Source organism: Clostridium cadaveris, assembly GCF_020911725.1.
Taxonomy (GTDB): Bacteria; Bacillota; Clostridia; order Clostridiales; family Clostridiaceae; genus Clostridium_X; species Clostridium_X cadaveris.
In genome coordinates, this window is the sequence record NZ_CP076620.1 from 2,854,695 (window position 1) to 2,868,853 (window position 14,159).

Sequence of the window (14,159 nt, forward strand, 5' to 3'; positions counted from 1 at the left end):
AAAAGTGAGATTATTTTTTTCATTCCATCACCTGATTCTTTCTTCTAGGTATTATAAACAGTATTTCTGCAAATACAATTGATATTATTCCTGCTAGAAACTTTACAATTATAAAAGTTCCAAGTATCTCTGGAGCTTTGCTTGATACAAATCCAAGCTGTCCTCCAAAAATAAAAGCTCCTCCTACAGAAAATGCACATGCTATAATCTTACCATCTTCCTTCATGTCTTTCAATGTAGTAAAAACTAAAAGATTACTAGCAAGTCCTCCTAGAATTCCAACTACTGTAGCAGAATCAGCACCAAGTTTTCGCCCTATAACTATAAAAGCTTTGTGAAAAACACGTGATATAACGGAAATCATCGGATAAGCCCCTGAAAGTACGAGAGCCATCTTTCCTGCAACGAATACAACTTCTTGAGTGTCTACAAGATTTGAAATAACAGTAGCCCCTGTTATTATATTTATCCCTTGAAAAATAAGTCCACACATTCCTATATAAGTAATACACTTTCCCACAGCAGCCAAAACTTTCACTAGTTTATCACAACATATTTTCATTGCTATCATAATTAACACTACTATTATAATCACAGGTGTTAGATTCCATAAAAGAACTTTCATATTTATACCTTGAATGATACCACCTACAAAGCAAACTATTGGTATTGTTATAATTCCCGCTAAAGTTCCTTTTATAAAACTCTCTATATCTTTTTTCTCTATTATTGACATGGCTACAGGCAATGTAAAACTAACTAAAGTCCCAAGAGTTGACGATAATAGTACCCCAGAAAAAAGCCTCATTTCTGAAGATAAGGCCATAGTTTCACTCAGAGAATAGCCTCCCATATCAATAGCTAATATCATAGATGGAAATAGTGAAGGATCCAAAGATAATACATTGGATATAGGTGTGAAAATTTCACTCAAAAATTCTGCCATAATAGGACTTAGAGAGTATATTCCAGCTATGGCTAAAAACATAGGACCCATAGTGGAAATACCCTCATTAAATTTCTGACCAATCTTTAATTTGTCTCCAAAAGCATAATCTAATGCCCCAATTATAAAAAATCCAGTTATAATATACAGAACTATTTTATCCATAGATTCCCCACAATTAATTCTTATTTTAATTTTCTACTTAAAATCTTCTATGGACTTTAACGAATATCCTTCTTTATAAATCTCATTTATTAATTTATGCAACATAGAATTTTCATCATATTTGAAATAAGGATAGCCACTAGAATCTTTTTCTATCTTTATATATTCAAATTCTTTGCTTGGATGATAGTAAAAACTCTTTAAGTTTTCATCCTTTGTCTTTATTTTTTCTATCATTTCATCAACATTCTTATCTTTCACATAACCTAAAGGTGCTGGAATAAACTTTGTTCTATTGTTTCTTACACTTTTATAAACATTGTAATTCCATACACCTATACATGGTTCATAAACATAATTAAAGTACTCCTCTAGCATAGTTTGGAATTCTTCACTACTTCTATAATGTGGCGTTTCAAAGAATACATGTGGTATATTAAGTCTATTAGCAGTATTTAAAGCACTTTCTACTTTTGCTTTTTTCTCTTCATAAGTTTGGTTGAAGCTGTCTTGAAATTCTGAACCTATGATACTTTCTGCATCTCCAAACTGGTGAGTATATCCATGTAATCCTACTACTCCACCTCTATTAATCAAATAATCTAAAGTATATAAGAAATGAGCATTACTAAATGTTAAATTCTTTAGCAAATCATTATCTATATTCTTTTCAGGATTTACGTATCTTGGAACCCATGCCACATGAAATTTAGCTCCCTTTTGCTCTAAATAGTCTCCTTCTATTCTAAACTTTTCTAGATTTTCATCTTTTGTATAAACATCTCCAGCCGTTACATCTTCTAATCTCATATATGCTCTTTTAGTAAGATTTTTAGGAGCCTTTTCTTTTTCTACAGTTTCTCTATTTTTGAACATACTGATAGTATTATTTTTGCTGTCCCATGAAGTTTTTATGTTTAAAATTTCTGTTAAGTCTATCATGGTCATATAAAGTTTATTATCAACCATGACAGTCTCTCCTCTTAAGTCTTTCCATTTCTTCCCTGGCTTATATCTATCGCTTTTTAAATCTATTTTTACATCATTTATAGTAGCATACTCATCTTCAATTTTAAATTCTGCTCCAACAGCATTACATATATCTTCAATATCAAGATAATATCTATTATCACATTGTATAAGCTTGTGCTTTGGTTTAAAAGGTTTCCCTTCCATATTAAAATTAACACTTACATTACCATTTCCGCCTTTTAAGATAATTTCTCTTCTTGCTTTTTTATCAAGAGATATAGAATAAAAGTCTTGCTTTATTTCTTTACCCTTATCAGGAATATTGTATATTCCTATTATTAAAAAGCCAATTATCCATAGTGCAAATATTACATTTATTTTCTTCTTTTTCATTTTGATTTCTCCCACTTAATATTAATTATCTCTATACTTCTAATATATGAAACTTTAATTTTTTTATTGTATTCTAACATTTTAAATAATGTGATATATTAGATATAATATTATATTAGCACATTATTTTATTGGAGTTGATATTGATGAGAAGAGTTTATGTTAAAATTAAGGGAAGAGTCCAAGGAGTAGGTTTTAGGTTTTTTACTCAGACTTTGGCAATTGATTTAAATTTGACAGGTTATGTTAAAAACTCTTATGACGGTTCTGTAATTATAGAAGCTCAGGGAAATGATATAAACCTTAATAATTTTTTAGATATCCTAAAAACGGGTAATAGATTTGCAAACGTAGAAGATATAGAAATTTCATATATAGACTTAATAGATAAAGAAAAAAAATTTAAAGTTAAATATTAAATTCATTTATACATATACAAATATTTTTAAAGTAAATTTTGACCTTAGCTAGATTGTATATCCATGTGCTAAGGTCATAACTTCAATATAAGTTTATATTATTCAAAAATTTCTTCTGCTTCTTTTAATAGTTTAAAATTAGTAAGGTCATAATGAAGTGGTGTTAATGTTATATATCCTTTATCTATATAACTTATATCATCTAATGCTTCTTCACGCTGATTTCTTATCCCCGATACTTTATAAGTTTCTGGATACCCCTCTTCTTCAACCTTTATATATTCATGAGTATAAGTGGTTTTCCCTATAGGACATACCTTCACACCTTTTATTTCACTCTTATGCTTATTTGGTATATTTATATTCAGTACCACATTCGGTTTCAAGTATTTTTTCTCTGCTATTTTTAATATATAAGCTGCATATTCTGCTGCCATTGTATAATCCTCATCATTTCTATCCCAATTAACTTCTTGTGATATAGCTATAGATGGATAGTCATATATTGCAGCTTCCATAGCAGCTGATACTGTTCCTGAATAAATAACATCTGTTCCAAGATTAATCCCCCTATTAATTCCCGATATAACCATATCAACATCTTTTGTTAATCTGTCTAATCCTATTCTTACACAATCTGCAGGAGTTCCACTTATGCTATAGGCTTTACAGTCTAATCCTTCTAATTTCTCCTCTTTTATACTTATAGGCTTAAATAATGTTATAGAATGACTTGAGGCACTTCTTTCTTCTCTAGGTGCCACTACTATAACTTCGTGTTCTTTTACAAGTTCTTTTGCTAAAGCACATATTCCTCTAGCTCTTATTCCATCGTCATTAGCTATCAATATTCTCATTTAGTTCACCCTTTCTAGCAATATACATATATAATTTTATCACAATTTTCTTTTTCATTCTTTTGAAATAAAAATATAGGAGAACTAAATTAAAATCTAATCTAGTTCTCCTATTATTATATTTTATGTTTTCTAAACTCTTTATGCTTTTCCAGCTCTTTTACTTTTTAAAGATTTAAACATACTTAATGATGTATATAATACTACTAATATTACAAGCCATTTTAACACTTCTAATGGTAATTCTTTTACTAAGTATGCTGCTATAAATACCCCTATAACTCCAAATATTGTTACTGCCATGGATGCCTTTGTATCATAGGATTTCTCTTTTACAAATTTTATTGATGCTGATGGCATTAAGAAAGCACAAGATCCCATCATGATTGGGAAAGCTATCTTTGGACTAAGACCTAATGCATAAACTAAAGCCATACATGGAGCATAAAGTCCTATACCTACTGTCATTAATGTTCCTAAAATAAAATTCCCTACTATAGCTATTACAAGTTTTGCTCCTGAAAGTCCCACTTCATTTCCACCTAATGGCATAAGTCCTAGCTGAGAAATAAGCATTATTACCGCTACAATCAATAAAGCTACAGCCATAGTTATCTGTATTTTCTTTTCATCTAACTTTGAAACAAACCCTGCACCTAGTATTGCTCCTAATGAAGCAGCTGCTATCATTGATATAAGAGTTATAGGTTCTACTTCTATACTATCTATAAATATAAAAGCTTCTACTGCAACTGGAATAGTACATGCTACATTTAAAGTACCTGGTATAAGTTTATCTCTTGTTATTTTAAATCCCTTTAATAATGCCGTAAGAGGAGCAAATGCGCCTATACCTAACGTATCAAAAAAATTAACTACAAATCCTGATACTCCGGCAGTGACGAAACTTCCTTCTCCAAGAGTTCCTTCTCTACTAGACTTTATAAAGTCCTTTATAAAAAATACTGCAAATATAGCTACTAAAATTCCTAAAATCATTAATACAATTTTTGTTAACACATTCTATTCCCCCTAATGGTATTTTTCTATTGTATTTTCGTAGCATCCAGGTAAATTTCTATATTATTCTGATCTCTCAGAATAATATAGAGGGATACGCCCTCTACATCATCTTATGAAAGGCTAAATCCATATTTTACTGGGTCATCTTCATCTATTACGAAGTGATTAAATCCCGTTATATAAGCACTTCCTGTAATTTCAGGGATTATTCCCTTATAGTCCCCAACCATAGTCTCCTCTAAAACTCTTCCTTTAAACATGGTTCCAAGTATACTCTCATATATAAAATCTTCACCTATCTTTAATTTTCCTTTTGCATAAAGAGCTGCCATCTTTGCACTTGTTCCTGTTCCACAAGGAGATCTATCGACCTGTCCTTCTCCAAATACTACTACATTTTGATATGTAGCTTGAGGATTTTTAGCAGGTCCATATATTTCAACTAAATCCACAGTCTTTATATGTTCTAATGTAGGATGCTTTATCTCTACTGTGCTATTTATTATATCTCTTATCATAAGTCCAACTTCAGTAAGCTTTGTAGAATTTTCTGGGCATATATCTATTCCTAGTTCTCTACTGTCTACTAATGCAAAGAAACTTCCTCCAAAAGATATATCAACTTTCACATTTCCAATATTAGGAACATCAATAGTTAATCCTTCTTTATATAAGAAAGATGGAACATTAACTATTGAAGCTTCTATAGCTTTTCCATTTTTAACCTTTACTTTTGCTTTTACAAGACCAGCAGGAGCTTCTAGTACTATATTAGTATATGGTTCTTTTACTTCTACCATTCCTGTTTCAACAGCTATTGTAGCAGCACCTATAGACCCATGTCCGCACATATTAAGATATCCGCCACCATCCATGAAAATTATTCCTAAATCTGCTTCTTCTTTAGTTGGAGCTGTGATGATTGAACCAAACATATCTTTATGACCTCTAGGTTCATGCATAATAGCTGTTCTTATATAATCCATATTATTTTCTAAATACGCTTTTTTCTCTGGCATAGTATTTCCTTTTATGGAAGGTATGCCTCCTGTAACGATTCTTGTTGGTTCTCCCATAGTATGGGAATCAACAGCTTGAATAGATTTTACAAATCTCATATTTTATTCCCCCTGTTTCTCATTTTTAACTTAAGAAAACCAATAGCTTTTTTAGCATCTAATGCTGTAACGTTATTTTCTCCTACAACTTCTGTCTCTATTCCTAATTTGGATTTATTAAAATCTACTATGGTATCCATATATGAATTGGTCACTACAAATTTCCCTTGAGTTCCTACAAAACTCATTCCTACAACAGGAATGTTTTTTTTGCCTATTTCTTCTATGGTATGAGCAAAATCCACATGACTATTTCCCCATCCATCTACTGAAACTATAGTGCCTTCGGCTCCCATAGCTTCCACTAGAGTTCCAACTCTATCTCCTACAAATAGCTTTTCCTTGTTATCTTGAGGTGTACCAACTATAACTATACCTATTAAATTAATATCCTTATCCTCACCTACAATGTTTAGAAGAGGATCTCTGAAATGATGAAGTGTAGTTTCTTTTGTAGATGGTCCTACTCCCATAATTATGTTCCTCCTAAATTTAATGCATAGCTCTTAAAGCTCCGTCTCTATACTCATTAGGTGTCAATACTACAGGCATATTTCCCATATCTATAATGGATTTGCAACCAATAAATCCACCTGGTTCATTTGGAAATAAACCAGTATCATACATTGCTCCTTGTCCTGCAACTTGTTTTACTATTACTACCTTTTTACTATAATCAGTTACTTGATTAGTGTAGTCATAACGTTCATCGCACTTTCTTCCATTTAATTCTTTTAACGGTTTTCTTATACTTTGTACAATTTTATCACATGTTCTATGACATTCCATTACTGCTAATCTATCTATTCCTTTTCCTTGCTTAAGCACTATATCTATGTTCACTATGCTATCTCTTTCACTTGGTGTTCCAGCTCTTCCAAAGTATACTTGTTCTTTTAAAATCCCTTCTGAGGATCCAAACTCAGCAACTTGAATTCCATTTTCATCGACAGCAGTGAGCATAATAACAACTCCTGTTAAAACGTGAGTTATCCCTTCACCGATATTTCCCAAAACTTTAGTTGCTATTGGTGAAAAATCTAAAATTGAATTAATAAAAATATCATGATTATATGGATTAATTACATTGATTTTATATTCTTTTATATATTCTCTATTAAATTCTATTGATTCTAAATCCGAACTCAAATATAAGGTTCTATCTTCTATATAAGTTCTTTCATCAAATTTTACCTTTTCTATATGAAAGGTTTTTATAGTGAGAGTATTTTCTTTTTTTACCATATAATCACCTTCCTAAAATTTAATATAATCAAATTCAGTGGAGCTATATAACAGCTCCACTGTAACTCTTTGTTATACTTTAGCTACATACTCATATGGAAGTGGTACTATTTTTCCTGGAGTATCAATTTCAATTAATTTTTCTAAAGTCTCTTTTAATATAGCATGTTGCATTTCTTTATTGTTTGGCTCTCCTGCATTAGCTCCCATTGGAACAAGTGGAGCAACAGCTCTTGGAGTTCCTGTTTGTCTTACAACTGGTGGTAATGCTGCTATTATTATTGTAGGAATCCCCGATTCCTCAATCGCTCTCTGTACTAAAACAGCTGAACGGTGACAAGTTCCTCAGCCAGCAGTTAGAACAACAGCGTCAACATTTTCTTCTTTTAATATTTTTGCAACGGCTGGACCAGTTTCATGAGAGAATTTCTCTTGATTTCCGCCGCCTCCCATAAATCCTATATGAACAGGAGCAACTTCTTTTATGAATCCTTCTTCTGCAAGCTCTCTTAATCTATCTATAGGGAACATACAGTTGATATCTTTATTTACATCGGCATTATCATATCCTCCATGTGATACCATAAGGTCTGATGTCTTAGCATCTCCTGGAATTATTCTATAAGTAAAATCTCCTGCTAAATTAAATCTCTTATCTGATTTTAGATGAACTCCAGCAGCTGTAGCGAAAGCTATTTTCATGTCTTTTAATTCTTTTGTAACTGGTGTCCATACTGGTGGTGGAGTTATTGGTACAAATATTTCGGATTGTAAACCCTTAACTGCAGTATAATCCATTCTTACATTCCTTCCTTTCTATTTCTCTTTTCAATGTTACTTACATATTTTTCATTAGGCTCTGAGTTTATAACTTCTGGAAAACTCATATTGAAAGCTACTTCTTGACCAATCTTTAATTCGTAATCTGTTATAAGCATTCTCATAGGTACTTTCATATATCCAAGTCTTCCTTTTAAGTCTATAGCTACACATCCATCATGGAGTTCAACTATAATGCCTTGCATTTCAATTATCTTATCACCATATTTCATAGTATATATCCTCTTTTCTATGACTATGATTTTTCAATTATTTTGTAGAGTATTTCTCTAATCTCTTTTCACTCATTGGAATTGAAGTTTCATTCTCTACTCTGTTTATTTTTACATTGTCAGTCTTTTCTATAGCTTCAAGATTGTTTTCTTTAACATTTGGATTCCACTTTCTTTCAGCTGCTTTAACTTCTTCTTCTTTCATTGCAGACTTTAACATTGATAATGCTCTTATAGCATCTTCTTTGCATAAAGTATTGCAAGATAAAACTTCGTTTTCTATTCCTGCTTCTGACTTGTTGTTGTCTACCATATACTTCATGTACTTGTTACCAACAACTAAAGCTCCTTGAACTGCACAGAATGACATCCCTACCGCTGGAATTCCTCTCATGCCTATTTGCTCTATATGAGATGCAAAGTCTATGTGGTTATTTCCAAAACCTTCTGTTGTAACTATAGCTCCATCAACATCCATAAACTCTATCATCATTCCAAGTCTTTCAGATACATAGAATTTTTCAGAGTTGATTTGAGGTGATCCTACAAATATAACTCCTGCAAGATCTATATTTTCATCAGCCATAGCTTCCATTACTAAAGGCTCTCTCCAGTAGTGTCTTGAGCATTCCTTAGACGCAGGTCCTATACAAGTTAAAGCGTGAATTCCTCCATCAACAACTTCAATTGGTGAAAGCATAACTGGTACATTTCCAAGGTCAACGTTTGGTTTTCCTCCAAGTACTCCAACTGGCTCAACTGGTAATATTAAGTTATCATGCATTGCTCCTTGGCCCATGATTTCTTTAACTATTACAACTTTCTTCTTGCCTGGTCTTCTATATTCATCTATTTCTTCTGTATCTACAACTAAAGATTCATCTACAGTCTTTAATACATTTCTTATCTCTTGAGTTATATAATCTGTTGCTTTGTGAGCAGCTAGTGGTCCTGGTCTTTCCATGTTTGTTCCTCTAGCTATAACAACTTCTGTCTTTATGAAGATTTCTCCCTTATCTGGAGCTCCTGGTCTTCCCCACATAATATTTTCTTCTAATATACCTTCTGATGATCCAAATTCACCTATTTGAACTCCGTCTTCATCAGTTCCAGTAACCATTACGATTACCCCATCTAATACTCTTGTAACTCCAGTTCCTATCTTAGCATCTCCTTCTTTAGTTGCTATAGGCTGAACGTCCATTATAGTATCAGAATAAGTGTTGTACTTATCTGGAGTTATTATATCTATCTTTATAGATTTTACTAAGTCGCTTTCATTTACAGCATCACTGCAGATGTCTTCTCTTATATAAAGAGTTGTTCCTTCTATCTTAGTCTTTTCTCCAAATTTAACTTCTTTTATAGCAAAATGTTTTTTGATAAGTTCTCTAACTTTTTTAGGTTCCTTAACCTTTTCTACAGCTTTTTCTGCTGGCACTTCTGCTTTAGCTGCAGTAACAACTGGTGCTGCCTTTGCCATAGGTGCTACACTTGGCACAATGTTTAATGGTAATTCAATATCTATTCCTTTACCCTCAGCTATCTTTATCTTTAATACTGATGAGTTAAGAGTTGTAATTATCTCTTGGTTATTAGCCACCTCTAATTCCTCCTCATAGCCTTCTAATAAATCTCTTGTCACTGGAGTTAATGCTGGAGTATGACTTCTTAAAGTCTTTCCTAATACTTCTTTAACAGTAAGCACTGCATCTCCTAATTTTACAAGTAATGAATCCTCTAGTTGTTCAAAATACATAGGATTTTCCAAATCTTCTGCAGTTATAATATCTCCTGCATTCTTGTTTAATTTTAAAACTGCTTTAGCATTTTCATCTATTGAAACAGTTTCTTTAATTTCATTCTTTGTTTCTATAACCTTAGCTCCTTCAATTATGTCTGGAGTTAATGGAGTTAAAGAATCTATTGTTTTAGTAAGCTTTGCTCCTATAACTTCTCCTACCTTAAGGCAGTCTGAAGGTATTGTTAATAATCCTGAGTCAACCATATCTGGGAATATATCTGGATCCTCAAGGTTGTCAGCTGAAAGTATAGTTCCAGCTTCTGTTCTGCAACATACAACGGCAACTTCATTTTTTAGAGCCTCAGCGTGCTCAGCGCTCATTGACATAAACTATTCCTCCTATTCTACATCTAATCTACGTGTTAATTTGTGATCTACTGTTCTAAATATATGGTCTGTAGTATGGTAAACTCCTATACCCATTTTTGGTGCACAATTCATTACAGTATTGGTACAATCACTACAATTACCAATAAGTATTCTCTCTGCACCCATCTTCTTTAGCTGCAAAACTACAGCTGTCTGACCTGGTCAGTCGCCAGGAGTTTTACACTTTAATGCATTTTTGACATGCACTACGTTCTTACACTCCACAGCTCCCATAACATTTGCCTTCATTTTTCCAGCCAGGTCTCTAAGTCTATCTTCATTTGCACCACAAGCACAAATTAAAAGGCCAAGATTTCCATTGAATTCAGGAAGTTCTATTGTAACTATTGCTCCTCCTGATGTTTTAGTAACTATGGCATTGTCTACTACTTCAGCTTTTCCCGTATAAGGTCCGCCAACTACAAGCTCTCCATAGTTTCCATCTATTCCTCCACATTTTTCAATAAGTTCATTTATAGGTGTCCCTACTGGAACTTGGAAGAATACATTTGATTCTGTACCATTTTTAAGCTTTCCAGCTACTGTTATATCTTTATCTATAACAGGCTTTCTATCTTCAACAGCTCTCTTTATATTTGCAAGAGTTTCTGTATTTAAAACTACACACTTAGCTTCTAATGGAAGCTGATCTGGATTCAGCCAATTTCCAAAAATTGCATGTATAAGTGCTCTTTCTTCTCCCATTGGATATAAATCTTGAAGAGATTTAACTTCTATAGAAGTATCTCCATTTAAAGCTTTCTTTACTGATTCTATAGCTTCTTTATTTTTTTCTTTTATTCCAATATAAGCTTTTGGGGCTTTAGTAGCTTCCATAGCATATCTTATACCCTTTAAAACTATTTCTGGATCTTCTTCAAGAAGTCTTATGTTGTGTTTCAAAAGAGGTTCACACTCTACACAATTAGCTATTATGTAGCCGTCTGGGATTTCTGCTTTCAACTTCACATGAATTGGAAAACCAGCTCCACCTGCTCCCACTATACCTGCTTCAAAAACATAATCTATTATAGAATTACATTCTTTAATTTTTAAATAATCTGTACTTTGATGTTCCTCTGCTAATATGACTATTTCATTTTCGTTAACTTCTAATACCGATCCTGTAACACTAGAGTGAATTCTCGCTCCTAATCCTTTATTTGGTTCTGCTATGCACTGTCCTCTCTCAACTCTATCTCCCTTATTAACGATAGGCTCACAAGGGGCTCCAACGTGCATTTTTAGAGGAAATTTAAATATTTTATCCAAGGTTTCACCTCCAAATTGTTTGTACATATTTTTATATAGCAATTATAGTGCCAACTTTTTGTTCATTTAAAAAATCTATCAAAGCCTTATGTATTATTGATGTTACTAGTATGCTATAAAATTATAAAAATAATACGAGTGTCATTTTTTTGACACAGTTTGTTAATTTTTTATCTTTCTTTAAAGATATTACTGTCCTCAGAGAGTCTGTCAAAAATTTAACGCTAGTGTCATTTTTTTGACACTAGCGTTAAATACTAATCTTTAATATCATATTGATTCAATTTGTAATATAAAGTAGTTCTCTTTATATTTAATATATTAGCAGCTTTAGCTTTATTGCCTTTCGCAAGCTCCATAGCTTTTTTTATAAGCCTTATTTCTAATTCTTTTACATTGTCCTCTAAGTCATATGAAGATGTTTCTTTTTTATCAATGTATGCCTTTTCATCTTTTGTGATATACTCCGGAATATTATCTGCTGATATTATTCCTTCTGTTGAAAGAACAACCATTCTTTGAACTACGTTTTTAAGTTCTCTTATATTTCCATCCCATCTATAAGCACCTAATATATCATAAACTTCATCATTAACTACTTTTATAGTTATTTCTTCTTGATGGGAAACCTGAGCTATAAAAAAGTTTGTAAGATCCTTTATATCTTCTTTCCTTTCTCTTAAAGGTGGAAGTTCAACTTGTACTACAGCAAGTCTGTAAAAAAGATCATCTCTAAATTCATTGTTTTTTATAGCATTTCTAAGATTCTTATTAGTAGCAGCTATTATTCGAGTATTCGTCCGTATAGGCTTTTCACTACCAAGCCTATAAATAACTCCATCTTGAAGCACTCTAAGAAGCTTGCTCTGCATTCCTATGGCCATATCTCCTATTTCATCAAGAAATAATGTACCTCCGTCTGCAAACTCAAACATTCCAATCTTACCTTTTTTCGAAGCTCCTGTGAATGCTCCGTCTACATATCCAAATAACTCACTTTCAAGCAAATGTTCTGGTATAGCACTACAATTTAATGCAACAAATTTACCTTGTCTTCCGCTAGCTTCATGAATAGACTTTGCAAAAACCTCTTTACCTGTTCCACTTTCTCCTGTTATAAGAACAGATGTTGATGTAGATGCTACTTTCTGACATAGCGCTATCGCATCTATTATTTTTTTGCTCTTTCCCATTACATAAGAAAAATTATAATTATTTGCTATTTCTCTATTATAAGCATAGCTTAAAAATTCGATTTCCTTTTTAACAGATGCAAGTTCTTTTGAAAGTTTAGCAACCTCTGTCACATCTCTATCTGTAGAAACTACTGCTATAAGCTTGTTTTCTTTATTAAATACCGGTATAGCACTCAATATAACAGACTTTCCCTTTATAGGCTCATGCTTTACATTTTCAATGGATTTTTCTTCATTTAAAGCTTTTAAAATTATAGGATTACAAAAATGAGTTGAAATATGTTTTCCTATAACTTCTTCTGACTTTATACCATATAATTTTTCTGAGCTTTTATTCCAATATATTATTATGCCATCATTATCACATATACAAACAGCTTCATGAATACTGTTTAGTATGTGATTTTGAAATCTAAATATTTCTTCTACTTTAAAGTAAAAATCATTTACATCTTTATTAGTCAATACGGCCTTTAAGTTACTCTCTTTATCTACAATTAAAATTTCTTCACATTTGTTATTCTCCATAACTTTAAATGCATCTTCTATCTTTGTATCTTCAGCAACTTTTATAAAGCCTTTGTTCATCAAACTATTTGTTTCAAAACAAGATTGTTTCTTATCCAACTCCTCGTTTTTCTCCTTATGATATTATTTTTTTATTCCATAACCTCCATAAACCACTTTTGTATCATTTACAGAAATCACACAGTTATACCCTGAATTTTCTATCATTTCTACAACTTCATTCTTTTTCTTTCTCTTTAAATGTACCATAAGTATCTTTTTACTTTCAACTCTGCCTTCTCCATCAATAGTAGTGACTCCTAATTTTTCCTCTCTCAAAAGATGTGCTAATTTGTCTCCATCTTCTTTAGATGTTATAACATTTACAGTTATAAGCCCTAATGCCAACTTTTCTTCTAAAAATGTTCCGACATAGTTACCAAATGCAAAACCTGCTGAATAGAAAAGAACCTTTATAGGATCTTCACTGACGGTAGTTATAAGATTTCCTACAAGATAAACCCATATAATTACTTCTACAAATCCAATTAGCGCCCCTAGTAATTTTTCTCCTCTTGTTATTAAAACAGTTCTTATTGTAGCTAAAGTCACCTCCAGTGTCTTAGCTAAAAAAATTCCGATGTAAAGTATCCAAATCATAAATTTCTTCTCCCCCTTAATAAAAATACCTTCATCTTATTTATTCTATTGAACTCAAAACAATTCTATTATACTATATAGAATTTAATAAAAATAGAGTGCTCTTAACTTTTTTCTCTATTGACAATTAATAATTTATATTTTAGTATAAGTATATTAAT

At 31.9% G+C, this 14,159-nt stretch carries 14 protein-coding genes; 1 reads left to right on the forward strand and 13 read right to left on the reverse strand.

All coding sequences use genetic code 11. The features are described from left to right. Positions 1-19: 19 nt before the first annotated feature. Entirely contained in the window at positions 20-1,111 is a 1,092-nt protein-coding gene (gene eutH / locus KQH81_RS13625) for an ethanolamine utilization protein EutH (RefSeq protein ID WP_035770703.1), read from the reverse strand. A gap of 33 nt (positions 1,112-1,144) precedes the next feature. Continuing rightward, a complete protein-coding gene (locus KQH81_RS13630) occupies positions 1,145-2,476 on the reverse strand; it encodes a DUF2334 domain-containing protein (RefSeq protein ID WP_051196235.1) in 1,332 nt (443 codons plus the stop codon). 143 nt (positions 2,477-2,619) lie between these two features. On the opposite strand from KQH81_RS13630, the gene KQH81_RS13635 reads away from it, so the two are divergent. Beyond that, the gene (locus tag KQH81_RS13635) at positions 2,620-2,895 is read left to right on the forward strand and encodes an acylphosphatase (RefSeq protein WP_177192667.1); all 276 of its coding nucleotides are present in this window, start codon (positions 2,620-2,622) and stop codon (positions 2,893-2,895) included. Positions 2,896-2,993: 98 nt separating this feature from the next. Here KQH81_RS13635 and surE read toward each other — a convergent pair whose 3' ends face one another. From surE to KQH81_RS13685, 11 genes are all read right to left on the reverse strand, one after another. After that, positions 2,994-3,752: a 5'/3'-nucleotidase SurE gene (surE, locus tag KQH81_RS13640; RefSeq protein ID WP_027638666.1), complete on the reverse strand. Its 759-nt coding sequence runs from the start codon at positions 3,750-3,752 to the stop codon at positions 2,994-2,996. 141 nt (positions 3,753-3,893) lie between these two features. Beyond that, a complete protein-coding gene (locus KQH81_RS13645) occupies positions 3,894-4,772 on the reverse strand; it encodes a sulfite exporter TauE/SafE family protein (RefSeq protein WP_027638665.1) in 879 nt (292 codons plus the stop codon). A 113-nt stretch (positions 4,773-4,885) separates the two neighbouring features. Continuing rightward, positions 4,886-5,893, reverse strand: coding sequence for a proline racemase (locus KQH81_RS13650; RefSeq protein ID WP_027638664.1), 1,008 nt, complete (start codon positions 5,891-5,893; stop codon positions 4,886-4,888). Continuing rightward, positions 5,890-6,366 carry a glycine/sarcosine/betaine reductase component B subunit gene (locus tag KQH81_RS17640; RefSeq protein ID WP_027638663.1) on the reverse strand — a complete coding sequence of 159 codons (477 nt, stop codon included), beginning with the start codon at positions 6,364-6,366 and terminating at the stop codon, positions 5,890-5,892. The genes KQH81_RS13650 and KQH81_RS17640 overlap by 4 nt, the downstream gene beginning before the upstream one ends. Positions 6,367-6,385: 19 nt before the next feature. Continuing rightward, entirely contained in the window at positions 6,386-7,138 is a 753-nt protein-coding gene (gene prdD, locus KQH81_RS17645; protein WP_027638662.1) for a proline reductase cluster protein PrdD, read from the reverse strand. A 72-nt stretch (positions 7,139-7,210) separates the two neighbouring features. Continuing rightward, positions 7,211-7,936, reverse strand: coding sequence for a D-proline reductase (dithiol) protein PrdB (prdB, locus tag KQH81_RS13660; protein WP_081670259.1), 726 nt, complete (start codon positions 7,934-7,936; stop codon positions 7,211-7,213). 2 nt (positions 7,937-7,938) lie between these two features. Next, complete coding sequence (locus KQH81_RS13665) at positions 7,939-8,190, reverse strand: CBO2463/CBO2479 domain-containing protein (RefSeq protein ID WP_027638659.1); 252 nt, start codon at positions 8,188-8,190, stop codon at positions 7,939-7,941. Between the two features lie 37 nt (positions 8,191-8,227). Beyond that, the gene (gene prdA, locus KQH81_RS13670) at positions 8,228-10,321 is read right to left on the reverse strand and encodes a D-proline reductase (dithiol) proprotein PrdA (RefSeq protein ID WP_027638658.1); all 2,094 of its coding nucleotides are present in this window, start codon (positions 10,319-10,321) and stop codon (positions 8,228-8,230) included. A gap of 12 nt (positions 10,322-10,333) precedes the next feature. Then, positions 10,334-11,635: a proline reductase-associated electron transfer protein PrdC gene (gene prdC / locus KQH81_RS13675; RefSeq protein ID WP_230028412.1), complete on the reverse strand. Its 1,302-nt coding sequence runs from the start codon at positions 11,633-11,635 to the stop codon at positions 10,334-10,336. 257 nt (positions 11,636-11,892) lie between these two features. Then, complete coding sequence (locus KQH81_RS13680) at positions 11,893-13,458, reverse strand: sigma 54-interacting transcriptional regulator (RefSeq protein WP_230028414.1); 1,566 nt, start codon at positions 13,456-13,458, stop codon at positions 11,893-11,895. 24 nt (positions 13,459-13,482) lie between these two features. Further along, positions 13,483-13,998, reverse strand: a complete 516-nt coding sequence (locus KQH81_RS13685; protein ID WP_027638655.1) for a DUF2179 domain-containing protein — start codon at positions 13,996-13,998, stop codon at positions 13,483-13,485. Positions 13,999-14,159: the final 161 nt, after the last annotated feature.